Below are 14,354 nucleotides of genomic sequence, written 5' to 3'. Positions count from 1 at the left end.
CGGGGCGGGTCGGTCCCTCCACCCACGAGTCCTAGGCGGTGCTCACGATGCTGGCCGTGAATTTCCACAACACCCTGATGCTGGTCGTGTACCTGGTCTTCCTGGTCACGTCCGTGACTGCGTTCGCCATGGCGCTCTTCGCCCGTGAGGACGCCTTCCGCGCCGCCGACAAGCAGACCAAGCCCTTCTGGCTGATCATCCTGGGCATCGCGGTCGCGGTGAATCTCTTCACGAGCATGCTGTTCCTGTCCCTGGCGGGACTGATCGCCTCGATCGTCTTCTTCGTCGACGTACGACCGGCGCTCGCCCAGGTCACCGGGAAGGGCGGCGGGCGGCGCGGCGGCTCCAGCAGCGACGGCCCCTACGGCCCGTACAACGGCGGGCGGTGACCGCCGCCGGGCCGCTCCCGTCCCGGCCCGGGCCCGCCGTGGCGTGACCGTGCCGTGTCAGGGACCGCTCAGCACGTGTCAGGGGCCGCTCAGCAGCAGCACCGCGAGATCGTCGGTCAGATCCCCGCCGTTCAGCCCCCGCACCTCGGCGATGGCCGAGTCCAGCAGCGCCTCACCGCCGAGGCCCGCCGACAACTGCCGGTCGACCACGGCCAGCATCCCCTCGTCGCCCAGCCGCTGCCGCTCCCCGGGACCGCTGCGGCCCTCGATCAGCCCGTCGGTGTAGAGCATCAGACTCCACTCCCCGCCCAGCTCCACCCGGTGCCGCGGCCAGCGGCTGCACGGCAGCAGCCCCAGCGCGGGGCCGGTCTCGTGGGGGAGCAGGGCGGCCGGGCCGCCCTCCCGGGTGAGCACCGGGGCCGGGTGCCCCGCCAGGCACAGCTCGGCCGAGCCGCCGTCCGGGGCGATGTCGACGGTGCAGAGCGTCGCGAAGATCTCCTCGCTCTCCCGCTCGTGCTCCAGCACCCGCTGGAGCGTCGCCAGCAGCTCGTCCCCGCAGAGCCCCGCGAAGGTCAGCGCCCGCCAGGCGATCCGCAGCTCCACGCCGAGCGCCGCCTCGTCCGGGCCGTGGCCGCAGACATCGCCGATCACGGCGTGCACGGTGCCGTCGGGGGTGCGGACCGTGTCGTAGAAGTCCCCGCCGAGCAGGGCCCGGGAGCGGCCGGGCCGGTAGCGGGCGGCGAACCGCAGGGGTGAGCCCTGGAGCAGGGGAGTGGGCAGCAGCCCGCGTTCGAGCCGGGCGTTCTCCTCGGCCCTGAGACGGGACTCGGCCAGCTTCCGCTGGGCGGTGTCGGCCCGCTTGCGCTCCACGGCGTACCGCACGGTGCGGCGCACCAGCCGCCCGTCCAGCTCGTCGCGGAAGAGATGGTCCTGCGCCCCGGCCCGTACCGCCTCGGTCGCCTGCTCGGCCTTGTCCGACGTGGTCAGGGCGAGCACCGCCTGCCGGGCCGCGAGCCGCAGCACCTGCTGGAGCGGGCCCGGCCCGTCCGCGCCGCCGGGGAGCGCCAGGTCGACCAGGACGCAGTGGACATCGTCGGTGAGCAGCCGCTCGGCCTCGGTGAGATTCCGGGCCCGCCGGACCCGGACCCGGGTGTGCGAGGAGTCCAGCAGCTCCGGCACGGAGAAGGTGCCCGCCGGGTCGTCCTCGATCACCAGCAGGGTGAGGTCGCCGGCCCCCGGCCCGGTGGCTCCCCGCTCGGCGGCCGGCGGTCCGCCGGGACCGGGGACGCCGGTGCCCGGGCCGCCGTCCAGGACGGTCTCCGTCTCCGTCTCCACGGCGGCCTCCAGGGCAGATGCGCTCCGCTGGAGCGGTGCGGGTGCGGGTACGGGCATGGGTGCGGGTCCTTCCCTCCCCCCGGGCCGCGGCGAGGCGACGAACGACGCCTGCCCGTCGGGGACCTTAGCGGTAGGCCCGGCCGCAGGGGAACGACAGACGGCGGCCGGGAGGCGATATGCCGGGCTTCGGAGGGCAGTTGACGCCCTCGTCATGACAAACATCACGCCGTCGGGAACGCTCCGTCGCGGTATCCGTACGCTCCGGGACAACGGCGCCGCGACGGGGCCGGTGCCCGAAGCCGGACCCCGGTCCCGGAGCGGTCTCCGTACCGTCGCGGCCCGGCCCGGAGCGTGCCCTCCGTGCCGCCGCGGCCGTCCCCGGCGGTGCTGCCCGGGCCGGGCGGACCCGGGCCCGGGCCGGTGTCCCGGCCGTGGCTCAGGCCGGGTCCGGGCGGACCACGCCCAGGATCTTCATCGACCCGGCGCCCGCCACGCTCACGGTGCGGCCGGGACGGGGGGAGTGCACGATCCGCCCGTCGCCTATGTAGATCCCGATATGGCTCGCGTCGGCGTTGTAGACGATCAGGTCGCCGGGTTGTATGTCCTCGGTCGCCACCCGGGGCAGCTCGCGCCACTGCTGCTGCGAGGTGCGGGGTATGCCCACGCCGCCCGCCGCCCACGCCTGGGAGGTCAGCCCGGAGCAGTCGAACGAGCCGGGGCCCTCGGCGCCCCAGGCATAGGGCTTGCCCACCTGGGCCAGGGCGAAGGCGATCGCCTTCGCGGCGGCCCCGGCCGGCCCGGCCTCGGAGCCGCGGGCCCTGCCCGGCGCGTCGGCCCTGGAGCCGCCGCCGGGTCCGTCACCCGCGTTCTGCCGCTGCTTCAGGGCCTGCTCCCTGAGCCATGCCTCCTGGGCTCGCTCCGCCGCCTCCCGCTCCAGGGCGAGAAGCCGCTCGCGCTCCTCCTCCGCCAGCCGGCTCTCCAGCCGCTGGGCGGCGGCGATCCGCTCGGTGATCCGCTTCTTCGCCTTCTTCTGGGCCTGCCGGTCGGCCTCCAGGTCCCGCCACTCGGCGCTGGCGCGCCGGGTGTAGTCCTCCAGCTCCCGCTGGGCGCGCTCCAGCTCGGTCAGCAGGTCCTTGGTCGCCTTCATGCTCTGGCGGACCCGCTCGGCGGCGTCGAGGAAGAGCCGGGGATCGTCGGTGAGCAGCAACTGCGCGCCCGCGGGCAGCCCGCCGCCCCGGTACTGCTCCCGGGCGGCGGCGCCCGCCCGGTCCTTCAGCTCCGCGATCCGGGTCCGGCCCCCGTCGATCCGCCGGGCCAGCCGGACGATCTCCGCCGACTGCTGTTCCGTCCGCTCCTCGGCGAGGTTGTAGGCGTCGGTGGCGGACGCCGCCTGCTGATACAGCTTCTCCATGTCGAGCCGCACCCGCTCCAGCGCGTCACCCGGGGCCGGCCGCTCCGGCGCGACCGGCGGCTCGGGTGCCCGGGGCAGTACCCGCGGAAGGGCGCGCCCCGGCTCGGCGGGCACGGCGGCGAACGCCGTACCGGGTACGGCGAGCACGGCGAGGGCACAGACCACCGTGATCGCTCCGGTGGCGCAGTGGCGTCGGAGCACGCTCCCCCTCCAGGGCAGTCCGGGGCCGGGACCGGTGGGTCCGGTGGGCCCGATGGGATGACACGGGTCCGCCGGGCCGGCCCGGCGCTCTGAAGTACCGTCAGTAACGTCCGAGTGGTGCCGTGATGGTGCCATGGCTCCCCCCAAAGCGACAGAGGCGAGTATCGGCCGCCTCCACCCGCGCCGACGAACGGCCCGCCGCCGGTGTTCCCGGGAGGGGGCCCGCGCCGGGATGTTCACCCGCGCGAGGGAGCCAGCGCCGCCCAGTTGACGGTCACCTCGCCCTGGCGCCACCGCCGACGGTCGTCCGTCAGTGGCCAGTCGGCCGCCAGCTCCCCGACCGCCCTGATCCAGCGCTGCCGGGCGCTGAGCGGGGCGTACGGGGCGGCAGCCGCCCACGCGCGGTCGAAGTCGCGGAGGAAGGCGTGCACCGGCTCGCCCGGGACATTACGGTGGATCAGCGCCTTGGGCAACCGTTCCGCCAGGTCGGAGGGGCGTTCCAGGGAGCCGAGCCGGGCCGCGAAGGTCACCGTGCGCGGCCCCCCGGGCCCGAGCGCGACCCAGACGTGCCGCCGCCCGATCTCGTCGCACGTGCCCTCGACCAGGAGCCCGTCCGGCGCCAGCCGTCCGCACAGCCGCTCCCAGACGGCGGTGACCTCGTCCTCCTCGTACTGGCGCAGCACGTTCGCCGCGCGGATCAGCAGCGGCTCCCCGTCGACGGGGAGCTCGAATCCGCCATGGCGGAAGCTCAGGCCCTCGCGCTCGTACGGCCGGGCCGCCGCGACCCGTTCGGGGGCGATCTCGATACCGACGACCTCACAGCGCGGATCGGCGGTCCGCAGCCGTCGCAGCAGCTCCAGGGTGGTCCAGGGGGCCGCTCCGTACCCCAGGTCGACGGCGGTCGGACGATCGCTGCGGCGCAGCGCGGGGCCGTGCACGGCGGCGATCCAGCGGTCCATCCGGCGGAGTCGGTTGGGGTTGGTCGTCCCGCGGGTGGGGGTGCCGACGGGGCGGGGGCGGGTCATGCGTACGAGCCTATGCGCCCTCCGTCCGCGCCCCTGCCGTCCGCATGGCGTAAGGCCCGCCCGCGCGCCTTACGTCCGCCCCGCCGGAGGCCCGTCCGCGCGCCTGCCGTCCGCACCGCCCCGTCGGCACCCCCACCCGACTGCCGGAAGCCCGCCCTTCCCCGTCACCCGCACCCGGAAGCCCGCGCCGTCGGAGGCCCGCCGCGCCCGCCCTGCCGCCCCCGCGCGGTAACGATTAGGCAAAGTGCTGGACCCCGGGAAATGGAACTGCGGACTCCAGGGTTGTGCGCCGTGGAGAGCGGGCGAGGTGTCGGCTCGACGCGCCCTGCCCGGACAGCCCCGCCCGGCACCCGGCCGAGACCGGCCGGAACGAGGAGGAACGCCGACGTGAGCCCCTACGGCCAGTACGTCTCCCGTCGCGGCACCGTCTTCCGGGGACCCCGGATCGCCTTCCCCGGCACGCACCGCAGACCGCGCCGGATCGCGATGCTCAGCGTGCACACCTCGCCGCTGCACCAGCCCGGCACCGGCGACGCGGGCGGCATGAACGTCTACATCGTCGAGCTGGCCCGTCGCCTCGCCGACCTCGGGATCGAGGTGGAGATCTTCACCCGGGCGACCGCGGGCGGGCTGCCCCCCACCGTGGAACTCACCCCCGGTGTCCTCGTCCGCCATGTCGACGCCGGCCCGTACGAGGGCCTGGCCAAGGAGGAGCTGCCCGGGCAGCTCTGCGCCTTCACCCACGGGGTGATGCGCGCCTGGGCCCGGCACCGGCCCGACCACTACGACCTCGTCCACTCGCACTACTGGCTGTCGGGCCATGTCGGCTGGCTCGCCGCCGAGCGCTGGGGCGTGCCCCTCGTCCACGCCATGCACACCATGGCCAAGGTCAAGAACGCCGCCCTCGCCGAGGGGGACACCCCCGAGCCCGCCTCCCGGGTCATCGGCGAGACCCAGATCGTGGGCGCGTCCGACCGGCTGATCGCCAACACCGCCGAGGAGGCCGCCGAGCTGGTCACGTTCTACGACGCCGACCCGGCCAAGGTCGCCGTGGTGCACCCGGGGGTCAACCTCGACCGCTTCCGCCCGGCCGACGGCCGGGCCGCCGCCCGCGCCCGCCTCGGGGTCCCGCAGGACGCGTTCGTTCCGCTCTTCGCGGGCCGCATCCAGCCGCTGAAGGCCCCCGATGTCCTGCTGCACGCGGTCGCCCGGCTGCTGGCGCGGTGGCCCGAGCTGCGGCCCCGGCTCCATGTGCCGGTCGTCGGCGGCCCCAGCGGCAGCGGACTCGCCCGGCCCGAGGAGCTCCAGAAGCTGGCCGCGCGGCTGGGGATCGCGGATGTCGTCCACTTCCGCCCGCCGGTGGGCCAGGACGCGCTCGCGGACTGGTTCCGGGCGGCGTCCTGCCTGGTGATGCCCTCGTACAGCGAGTCCTTCGGGCTGGTCGCGATCGAGGCGCAGGCGGCCGGGACCCCCGTGGTGGCGGCGGCCGTCGGCGGGCTGCCGGTCGCCGTGCGCGACGGCGAGAGCGGCGTCCTCATCGACGGGCACGACCCCGACGACTACGCCGGGGCGCTGCACCGGCTGCTGGCCGATCCGGCGCTCGCCGCCCGGATGGGGGACGCTGCGGCCCGGCACGCCGGGACCTTCGGCTGGGACCGCGCGGCGGAGGCCACCGCCGCCGTCTACACGGCGGCCCTGCACGATCACCGCCGCCGGGTACGCTCGCAGCATGTCTGACCCACGGCAGACCCCACGGACCCCGTCCGTCCCGGAAGCCGCCCCCGCATCCGTCCTGGGCACCGAAGCGGCGGTCGGCGCGGCGGCGGTCGTCGAGCGCGCCCTCACCGACGCCGGGCTCGTCTGGGAGCGCCCGGAGCCCGGTTCGTACGTGGTGACGCTCCCCGGCACCCGGAAGCTGTCCACCACCTGCTCGCTGCGCATCGGCAGACACTCCCTCTCCCTCAACGCCTTCGTCATCCGCCACCCCGACGAGAACGAGGCGGCCGTGCACCGCTGGCTGCTGGAGCGGAACCTCCGGCTGTACGGGGTGAACTACGCCATCGACCACCTCGGGGACATCTATCTGACCGGGCGGCTCCCGCTCTCCGTGGCCACCCCCGAGGAGCTGGACCGGCTGCTGGGCGCGGTGCTCGAAGCCTCCGACGGCGCCTTCAACACCCTTCTGGAGCTGGGCTTCGCCGAGGCGATCCGCCGGGAGTACGCCTGGCGGACCGCGCGCGGCGAGTCCACCCGCAATCTGGCGGCGTTCACCCATCTGACCAAGGACGTCCAGAGCTCCGGGGGCTGACACCCCGTTCGGACCGCCCGCCCGTACCCACCTGCCCCGAACACGGCCCGAGCCGCCCGGAGCCGCACCGGCCCGGCGGTGCCGACCCCTTCCCGCGCCCGCGCGCGCCATGGCATGCTCACCCCGCGTACCGACGCAGAGACATGAACATCGTTCATATCCATGAAATGCATGGAAGGCGGGCCCGCGATGGAGAACGGTCGGCGCACCCTCAGCAGACGCACCCTGATCGGCAGTGCCACCGCCGTCGCGGCGGCCTGGGCAGCGGCCGGACCCACCGGTACGGCCCACGCCGCGCCACCGGCCTCCGCGCCACCGGCCCCGCCGCTTCCGGTGCCCGCGCTCTGGCAGGAGTTCCGGCGCAACCCGTACGCCCACCCCCAGATCCCCTACATCGGCCGGGCGGGCAGCCGCAGCCGTCGCCGCCGCCATCGCGCGCGCACCGTCAGCGCGCTCGACTACGGGGCCGTCCCCAGCACCGCCGTGGACTCGGCCCCCGCGATCAACAGCGCCCTCGCGGCCGTGGGCCGGCGCGGCGGCGGCACGGTGACCCTCCCGCCCGGGACCTTCCGGATCGACGGGGTCATCCGCATCGGCCACAGCGGCGTCGTACTGAAGGGCGCGGGCAGCGGGCGCACCACGCTGTACGCGACCCGGCATCTCACCGAGCTGATCGGCCCCTACGGCAGCCGCTACGGAGGGGACAAGTCCTCCTGGTCCTGGGCGGGCGGCCTGATCTGGCTCTGCCCCGAGGGCCGCTGGTCCTCGCTGATCGACGCGATCAGGGCCCGGGAGTGGCCGTTCGAGGGCTGGACCGGCAACCGGCGCGACGAGTGGCGCACTCTGACGGCGGTGCGCCCCGCCCGGCGCGGCGACTGGTCCATCACGGTGGACGACACCGCCGGACTGCGCCGGGGACGGCTGGTCCTGCTGCGGATCGCGGACGACGAAGGACACACCCTGCTGGAGCACATGGCGGGCGGCGGCCCGGGCCCCGAGGCGTACCAGTGGGCCGACAAGACCAAGCTGACCAGCTATGTGCCGTACGAGTGGCCGGTGCGCGTGGTCTCCGTGAAGGCGAACCGGGTGACGCTGGAGCGACCGCTTCCGCTGGATCTGCGCCCCGAGTGGGACCCCCGGCTGGTCACCCCCGTCACCCCGCTGACGGACGCGGGCGTGGAGGGGCTGACCCTGGAGGCCGTCGAGACACCGCAGTCGCCGCACCTCCTGGACAAGGGGTACAACGGCGTCACCTTCCAGTGCGCCTACGACTGCTGGGCCGACGACATCACCGTCCGGCACGCCGACAACTCCTTCGGCCTGGTCGCGGCGTCCGCCTGCACCCTGAGCCGGACCCGGGTCGAGGGCCGGGGCAGCCACCATCCGTACTTCTGCCGCGAGGGCGCGCACGACAACCTCGTGGAGGACTTCACCGTCGCCCGCGCCACGGTCCCGTTCCCGCCGGGCACCCAGTTGCACGGCATCAACGTGGAGGGGCTGTCCAGCCACAACGTCTGGTCGCGGGGGGTGATGGAGATGGGGACCTTCGACACCCACCGGGGCATGCCGTTCGCCAACGTCCGCACCGAGATCACCGTGGACAACACCGGGCGGCACGGCGGCGACGCCTCCGCGGGCCCGCTCTACGGGGCCCGTTTCGCCCACTGGAACGTGTCGGTCACCAACGGCCGCGCCGGGCTGGTGCGGATCGACGGGGTCGCCCCGTGGAGCGCGACGGTGGCGATCTCGACGGTCCGCGAGTTCGACCAGACCGACCGGCCGGACTTCACCGGGCCGCTCAACTCCCGGCTGGAGGCGTACGGCGCGCCCGGCGGGGTGTGGCCGCCCAATCTGCACCGGGCGCAGCGCGCGTACTGACGCTCACCCGTCCACCCGCCGGGGCATGCGGGTCCGCCGGACCCTGGAAAGAATCCCACCATGACTCATATGTCGGGTGAGGGTGGCCCCGGGCCGGGGCCCAGCGGCGGGTACACCGCGCCAGCGGGTACGGGGCAGGCGGGCGGCCTGGCCCCGGACCCGGCACCGGGCGCCGCACTCGGCACGGTGCCGGAGGTGAGGCCGCTCCCGGGCGGCGTCCCGGCCGACGGCCCCGGTCCCGGCGGCCCCGACGGCCCCGGTCCGGGCGGCGGCGGCCCCGGCCCCGCGACCAGCCGCCCGCTGGCGCTCGCGGCGATGATGTTCGCGGTGGCGATGACCTTCGTCGATCAGACGGTCGTCGCCGTCGCCGCCCCGGACATCGCGGCGGAGCTGGGGCTCTCCTCGTCCGGTATCCGCTGGGTGGTCAACTCCTATCTGCTGACGCTTGCCGCGTGCTTCGCGCTCGGCGGCAGGCTCGCCGACATCCACGGCCACCGCCGGGTCACCCTGATCGGGACGGGCGTCTTCGCCGCCGCCTCGGTGCTCTGCGGCTGTGCCCCGGCGGGGCCGTACGCCCAGACCTGGATGGTCGTCTTCCGGGCGGTGCAGGGCGTGGGCGCCGCGCTGCTCTTCCCCGCCGCGCTCGCCGTCGTCACCGCCGTGTTCCCGGTCCGCCGCCGGGGCCGGGCCCTGGCCCTCTTCTTCGGCCTCTCCGGCGCGTTCACCGCGGTCGGACCGCTGATCGGCGGGGTGCTCACGGCCTGGACCTGGCGGGCCGTCTTCTGGGTGAATGTGCCGGTCGCCGTGGTCGCGATCATCCTCACGCTCCTGGCGCGCGTCCCCGGCACGGGCCGCGGGGGACGCCTCGACCTGCCCGGCGCGGTCCTCGCGGCCCTCGGCATGGGCCTGAGCGTGCTCGGCCTCCAGCAGGCGTCCGAGTGGGGCTGGGAGTCCGCCGCCACCTGGGGGTGTGTCGCCGCCGGGGCCGCGCTGCTCGTGGCGTTCTGCGGCTATGAGCTACGGGTTCCGGCCCAGCCGCTGATCAGGCTGCGGGTCTTCCGGGACCGCGCCTTCAGCGCCGACACGGCGGTCCTCTTCTTCGCGATGCTCGCGTTCGTCCCCCTGTTCTTCTTCGTCTCCGGGTACGCGCGGGTCTCGCTCGGCGCCTCACCCCAGGGGGCGGCCCTCCACCTGCTCGTCTTCTTCCTCGGCTTCGCGCTCGCCTCCCAGGCCGGGGGCCGGGCGCTGGACCGGCACGGCGCCCGCCCGCCGCTGCTGCTCGGCTCCGCGCTCGCCGCCGTCGGCTTCGCGCTCTGGGGCCTGCACCTCACCCGGCTCTCGTTCGGCGCGCACTGGCCGTACGTCCTCCTCGCGGGCGCGGGCATCGGACTGCTCCTCGCGCCCGCGTCGACGGACTCGGTGAACCGTGCGATCGACGCCTCGTACGGGGAGGTCACCGGCGTCACCCAGACGGTGCGCAACTACGCGGCGGCGGTGGGACTCGCGGTGTACGGGACGCTCCTCAGCCGGATCACCGTCGACCGGGTCACCGGGACGCTGGAGGAACGGGGCGTGCCCGGCGCGGTGGCGAAGGACGCGGCCCGGGACATCGCGCGGACGGTCATGGGCCGGGGCGGGCAGGTGTCACCCGGGGAGCCCGCGGGCGGCGGCGGCGGCGTCGGCGGGGGCGGGGTGCCGGAAGCCGTGCTGCGGGACGCCGGGGCCGCGATCCGGACGGACTTCGCCGAGGCGAACCAGTGGGTGCTGTACGGGATGGCGCTCGCACTGGCCGCCGCGTTCCTCTGCGCCCTCGCTCACCCGGGGACCCGGGTGACGGCGGCGGGTCCCGGCAGTACCGGTGACCCCAGTGGCCCCGGTTGATCCCGGCAGTACCGGTGAGAGCGCCGGTCGTGGTGGTCCGATAACACCGGCCTGATCAATCGAAGTTGGCTGAAATTTCCCTCTGCTCATCCGCTGTGTATCGGCCATTCGATATTGACCATGGCATGGACATGTTCGTATAGCGATGCATCAGCCCGGTGGAACTGATGGTGCCTCCCTCCAGGCCACCCCGTATTCACCTGCGCATTTTTCAACTCCGTTGAAAGTTGGCGCAGAGGGCGCCCAAAGAACACCGGTGCTGTTTACGGCCGTACGTATCCCATGGACGATCAGGCATCCGAAGCGGCTTCCCTGCCAGGAACGGCGCGGTCCTGTCTCAAACGTCCTCGGCACCTGCCGGAATTCCCCCGGCCCACTGCCGGAAAGGTGTTCTCTGTGCGTCCTTCAAGGCGAATACTCGTCTCCTCCATGGCCGTCGCCGCGCTGCTCGCCACATCGAGCGGACTCGCCTCCGCGATCCCCGCCGACGCGGGCCGGCCCGCCGACGGGGCCGCCACCCTCTCCGCGCGGGCCACCCTGGCCGACGGTGCGCGGGTCGACTCCCGGAGCGAGATCGACCGACTGGAGAAGTACTGGACCCCCGAGCGGATGGCGAAGGCCGTCCCCGCCGATGTCCCGGGCCCCCGGGCCGCGCTCCCCGCCGCCCCGCCCCGGGGGGCGGGCCCCACGGGCAGGCCCGGCACCACCCCCGCCGCCCCGCCCCTGAAGGCGGGTGAACGGGCCGCGCCCCGGGTCAACGAATCGTCCGCCGTCGGGAAGGTGTATTTCCGGAACCCGGTCAACGGGGGTGACTACATGTGCTCCGCCGCCGCGATCAACAGCCCGTCGAAGCAGATGGTCACCACGGCGGGCCACTGCGTGAACACGGGCGGCGTGAACGGCGTCGCCGGGCACTGGATGCAGAACTGGGTGTACATCCCCCGGTACCGCTCCGGCGCCCGGCCCTTCGGCACCTACGCGGCCAAGGAGTACCGCTCGTTCAACGGCTGGATCAACAGCGGCGATCTGACCCGCGACGTCGCCATGGTCACCACCTGGCCGCTCAACGGGGCCAGAGTCGTCGACGCCACCGGAGGCCACGGCCTCAGCTGGAATTTCAGCCGCACCCAGCACATGACCGTCCTCGGCTACCCCGGGAACAAGGACAACGGAGAGCTCCAGTGGGCCTGCCAGGGGACCACCCAGCAGGACGGGGCCGGTCCGAAGATCGCGATGCACTGCGACTTCGGCGGCGGATCGAGCGGCGGTCCCTGGCTGCGCGAGCTCAACGACGCCAATGGACTCGGCTCCCAGAACGGGGTCATGAGCACCATCAGCTCCGGGGGCTGGAACCAGAGCCCGTACTTCGACGACCCGGTGAAGGCGATGTTCGACGCCCAGGGCAGCATCACCTGACCCGGCCCGCCCGGCCTGACCCGGTCCGGCCCGCCCCGGCCTGACCGGCCGCCGGACCGGTGCCGTTCCGCCAGTCCCGTCCCGTCAGCCCCGTTCCGCCCCGGTCCGCGCCCCCACGGCGGACTCCTCGGCGGGTGCGACGGCACCGGCACCGGCACCGGCCGGGGAGCCGCTGCCCGAGGCCACCACCCCCTCGGGCAGCCTCCGCATCAGCGCCCAGTACCCGAGCCCCGCGACCGTCCCCAGCGCCGCGCTCATGCCCCACAGCCACGCCGCGCCGAAGCCGTCGATCACGAACCCGGCGGCCAGTGGGGCCACCAGGGTGGCCACCGACCAGCTCAGCGCGTACACGCCCTGGTAGCGCCCCCGGCCGTGCACCGGCGACAGCCGCACCACGAGCCCGGTCTGCGTCGGCGCGTTGACGATCTCCGCCAGCGTCCAGACGGCCACCGTCAGCGCGTAGAAGGCGAGGGACCCGGCGAAGGCGGTCAGCCCGAAGCCGTACCCGGCGAGCAGTGAGGAGACGATCAGCAGCCGACGGGGGTCGCGGTGCTCGATGAAACGGGTGACGGGGATCTGGAGGACGACGATCAGCACCCCGTTCAGCGCCATCACGGTGCCGAAGTCCGAGGTCGAGAATCCGTCCTCGCCCATCGCCAGCGGCAGTCCGACATGGCCCTGCATGAAGATCAGCGCGATGAGGAAGGAGAGCCCGACCACGCCCATGAACCGGCCGTCCCGCAGCACGGTCCCGAGCCCCACGCCGGGCTCGTCCGCCCCGGCCGCCGGGTCGCGCTCCGGCCGGGACTCGGGCACCTTCACCCAGACGAGGACCGCGCAGAGCAGGGTCATCGCCGCCTCGCCGAGGAAGCCCGCGCGATAGCTGTGCTCGGCGATGAACCCGGCCGCGACCGCCGAGACCGCGAAGCCCAGGTTGATCGCCCAGTAGTTGAGGGAGAAGGCCCGCACCCGGTCCTCGGGCGGCACGATGTCCGCCATCATCGCCTGGACGGCGGGCCGGGAGGCGTTGGTCGCCATGCCCACCAGACAGGCCACGGCGGCGATCGCCGCCGGGTGGTGGACGAAGGCGAGCGCGGCCACCGACAGCGCGGTGGAGGTCTGGGCGATCAGCAGCGTGGGCCGCCGCCCCAGCCGGTCGGCCATCACCCCGCCGCCGATCGACGAGACGACGCCGCCGAGCCCGTAGAGGGAGACCACCAGACCGGCGTACGCGGCGGAGTGCCCCTGGTCGGCCGTGAGATACAGAACCAGGAAAGTGGCGACGAATCCGCCGAGACGGTTGACCAGGGTGCTGGTCCACAGCCACCAGAACTCCCGGGGCAGCCCCGAGACGCTCTCCCTCACCGCTCGGCGCACAGCGGCAGCGGACATCGGATTCCCCCCAGGGCGTTCGCGGACGGAGCGCGGTGCGCGGGACACCGGGCACGGCGCTGGATGTCTGTACGATCCACGCACCGCCCGCGGGGGCGCCAGTCGATTGATGATCTGCGTCAAGCGACGCGCTCGCACACCCGTCCGCCGTGCTCGGTTAGGCTCGGACGCATGGCCGACGCACCGTACAAGCTGATCCTCCTCCGCCACGGCGAGAGCGAATGGAACGCGAAGAACCTGTTCACCGGCTGGGTGGACGTCAATCTCACCGAGAAGGGCGAGAAGGAGGCGGTCCGCGGCGGTGAGCTGCTGAAGGACGCCGGTCTGCTCCCCGATGTACTGCACACCTCGCTCCAGAAGCGCGCGATCCGCACCGCGCAGCTCGCGCTGGAGGCCGCGGACCGCCACTGGGTCCCCGTCCACCGCTCCTGGCGGCTGAACGAGCGCCACTACGGCGCCCTCCAGGGCAAGGACAAGGCCCAGACGCTCGCCGAGTACGGCGAGGAGCAGTTCATGCTCTGGCGCCGCTCCTACGACACCCCGCCGCCGCCGCTCGCGGACGGCACGGAGTTCTCGCAGAGCGACGACGCCCGCTACGCGGCCATCCCGCCGGAGCTGCGCCCGCGCACGGAGTGCCTGAAGGACGTCGTCGTGCGGATGCTCCCGTACTGGTACGACGGCATCGTCCCGGACCTGCTGGCGGGCCGGACGGTCCTGGTCGCCGCCCACGGCAACAGCCTGCGCGCGCTGGTCAAGCACCTCGACGGCGTCTCCGACGAGGACATCGCCAAGCTGAACATCCCGACCGGCATCCCGCTGGTGTACGAGCTGGACGCCGACTTCAAGCCGGTCAAGGCGGGCGGCACCTACCTGGACCCGGAGGCCGCTGCCGCGGCGATCGAGGCCGTGAAGAACCAGGGCAAGAAGTAGCCCCCGCGGCGGTCACGCCGTTCCGCCGGACGCACCGGACGCACCGGACGCACCGGACGCACCGGACGCGCGAGGCGCGAGGACGCGCGGAGCGCGGGAGGCGGACGCGCGGGACCGCCCGCCGACGGGCATGGCGAGGGCCCCTGGCCAACACCGGACGACCGGGGTGGCCAGGGGCCCTGCCGCAC

At 74.1% G+C, this 14,354-nt stretch carries 11 protein-coding genes; 7 read left to right on the top strand and 4 right to left on the bottom strand.

Going from position 1 to position 14,354, the window contains the following annotated elements; all coding sequences use genetic code 11:
- Nucleotides 1–47: 47 nt before the first annotated feature.
- On the top strand, nucleotides 48–389 hold the full coding sequence (locus tag CRV15_RS12435; RefSeq protein WP_003953510.1) for a DUF2516 family protein: 342 nt from the start codon (nucleotides 48–50) through the stop codon (nucleotides 387–389).
- 78 nt (nucleotides 390–467) lie between these two features.
- On the opposite strand, the gene CRV15_RS12430 is transcribed toward CRV15_RS12435, so the two are convergent.
- The 3 genes from CRV15_RS12430 to CRV15_RS12420 form a co-directional block, all read right to left on the bottom strand.
- Nucleotides 468–1,781 (bottom strand): PP2C family protein-serine/threonine phosphatase, encoded by a 1,314-nt coding sequence (locus tag CRV15_RS12430; protein WP_009997086.1) that lies wholly within the window; start codon nucleotides 1,779–1,781, stop codon nucleotides 468–470.
- A 379-nt stretch (nucleotides 1,782–2,160) separates the two neighbouring features.
- On the bottom strand, nucleotides 2,161–3,336 hold the full coding sequence (locus tag CRV15_RS12425; protein ID WP_003953508.1) for a C40 family peptidase: 1,176 nt from the start codon (nucleotides 3,334–3,336) through the stop codon (nucleotides 2,161–2,163).
- Nucleotides 3,337–3,572: 236 nt separating this feature from the next.
- Nucleotides 3,573–4,361: a class I SAM-dependent methyltransferase gene (locus CRV15_RS12420; protein WP_003961271.1), complete on the bottom strand. Its 789-nt coding sequence runs from the start codon at nucleotides 4,359–4,361 to the stop codon at nucleotides 3,573–3,575.
- A 387-nt stretch (nucleotides 4,362–4,748) separates the two neighbouring features.
- On the opposite strand from CRV15_RS12420, the gene mshA reads away from it, so the two are divergent.
- The 5 genes from mshA to CRV15_RS12395 all read left to right on the top strand — a co-directional run bounded on the left by mshA (nucleotide 4,749) and on the right by CRV15_RS12395 (nucleotide 11,844).
- Complete coding sequence (mshA, locus tag CRV15_RS12415) at nucleotides 4,749–6,098, top strand: D-inositol-3-phosphate glycosyltransferase (protein ID WP_009997088.1); 1,350 nt, start codon at nucleotides 4,749–4,751, stop codon at nucleotides 6,096–6,098.
- Nucleotides 6,091–6,669: a type III secretion system chaperone family protein gene (locus tag CRV15_RS12410; RefSeq protein ID WP_003961272.1), complete on the top strand. Its 579-nt coding sequence runs from the start codon at nucleotides 6,091–6,093 to the stop codon at nucleotides 6,667–6,669. Before mshA ends, CRV15_RS12410 begins: the two co-directional genes overlap by 8 nt.
- 162 nt (nucleotides 6,670–6,831) lie before the next feature.
- Nucleotides 6,832–8,547 carry a glycosyl hydrolase family 28-related protein gene (locus CRV15_RS12405; protein WP_003953504.1) on the top strand — a complete coding sequence of 572 codons (1,716 nt, stop codon included), beginning with the start codon at nucleotides 6,832–6,834 and terminating at the stop codon, nucleotides 8,545–8,547.
- Between the two features lie 69 nt (nucleotides 8,548–8,616).
- Nucleotides 8,617–10,428, top strand: a complete 1,812-nt coding sequence (locus CRV15_RS12400) for an MFS transporter (protein WP_003961273.1) — start codon at nucleotides 8,617–8,619, stop codon at nucleotides 10,426–10,428.
- A gap of 396 nt (nucleotides 10,429–10,824) precedes the next feature.
- Nucleotides 10,825–11,844, top strand: a complete 1,020-nt coding sequence (locus CRV15_RS12395) for a trypsin-like serine peptidase (RefSeq protein WP_029182994.1) — start codon at nucleotides 10,825–10,827, stop codon at nucleotides 11,842–11,844.
- An 84-nt stretch (nucleotides 11,845–11,928) separates the two neighbouring features.
- Here CRV15_RS12395 and CRV15_RS12390 read toward each other — a convergent pair whose 3' ends face one another.
- The gene (locus tag CRV15_RS12390) at nucleotides 11,929–13,236 is read right to left on the bottom strand and encodes an MDR family MFS transporter (RefSeq protein ID WP_003961275.1); all 1,308 of its coding nucleotides are present in this window, start codon (nucleotides 13,234–13,236) and stop codon (nucleotides 11,929–11,931) included.
- A 171-nt stretch (nucleotides 13,237–13,407) separates the two neighbouring features.
- Between CRV15_RS12390 and CRV15_RS12385 the strand changes: the two genes are divergently transcribed.
- Complete coding sequence (locus CRV15_RS12385) at nucleotides 13,408–14,166, top strand: phosphoglyceromutase (RefSeq protein ID WP_003953499.1); 759 nt, start codon at nucleotides 13,408–13,410, stop codon at nucleotides 14,164–14,166.
- Nucleotides 14,167–14,354 lie beyond the last annotated feature (188 nt).

Origin of the sequence: Streptomyces clavuligerus, from assembly GCF_005519465.1 — a bacterium.
Lineage (GTDB): Bacteria > Actinomycetota > Actinomycetes > Streptomycetales > Streptomycetaceae > Streptomyces > Streptomyces clavuligerus.
The sequence above is the reverse complement of the archived record's forward strand: the minus strand, read 5'-3'. Positions and strand labels throughout refer to the sequence as shown.

Bases quoted from the DNA above. Each gene is read 5' to 3' on its own strand.
- CRV15_RS12435 (WP_003953510.1), top strand. From the start codon at position 48: ATGCTGGCCGTGAATTTCCACAACACCCTGATGCTGGTCGTGTACCTG.
- CRV15_RS12430 (WP_009997086.1), bottom strand. From the start codon at position 1,781: ATGCCCGTACCCGCACCCGCACCGCTCCAGCGGAGCGCATCTGCCCTG.
- CRV15_RS12420 (WP_003961271.1), bottom strand. From the start codon at position 4,361: ATGACCCGCCCCCGCCCCGTCGGCACCCCCACCCGCGGGACGACCAAC.
- CRV15_RS12410 (WP_003961272.1), top strand. From the start codon at position 6,091: ATGTCTGACCCACGGCAGACCCCACGGACCCCGTCCGTCCCGGAAGCC.
- CRV15_RS12405 (WP_003953504.1), top strand. From the start codon at position 6,832: ATGAAATGCATGGAAGGCGGGCCCGCGATGGAGAACGGTCGGCGCACC.
- CRV15_RS12400 (WP_003961273.1), top strand. From the start codon at position 8,617: ATGTCGGGTGAGGGTGGCCCCGGGCCGGGGCCCAGCGGCGGGTACACC.
- CRV15_RS12390 (WP_003961275.1), bottom strand. From the start codon at position 13,236: ATGTCCGCTGCCGCTGTGCGCCGAGCGGTGAGGGAGAGCGTCTCGGGG.
- CRV15_RS12385 (WP_003953499.1), top strand. From the start codon at position 13,408: ATGGCCGACGCACCGTACAAGCTGATCCTCCTCCGCCACGGCGAGAGC.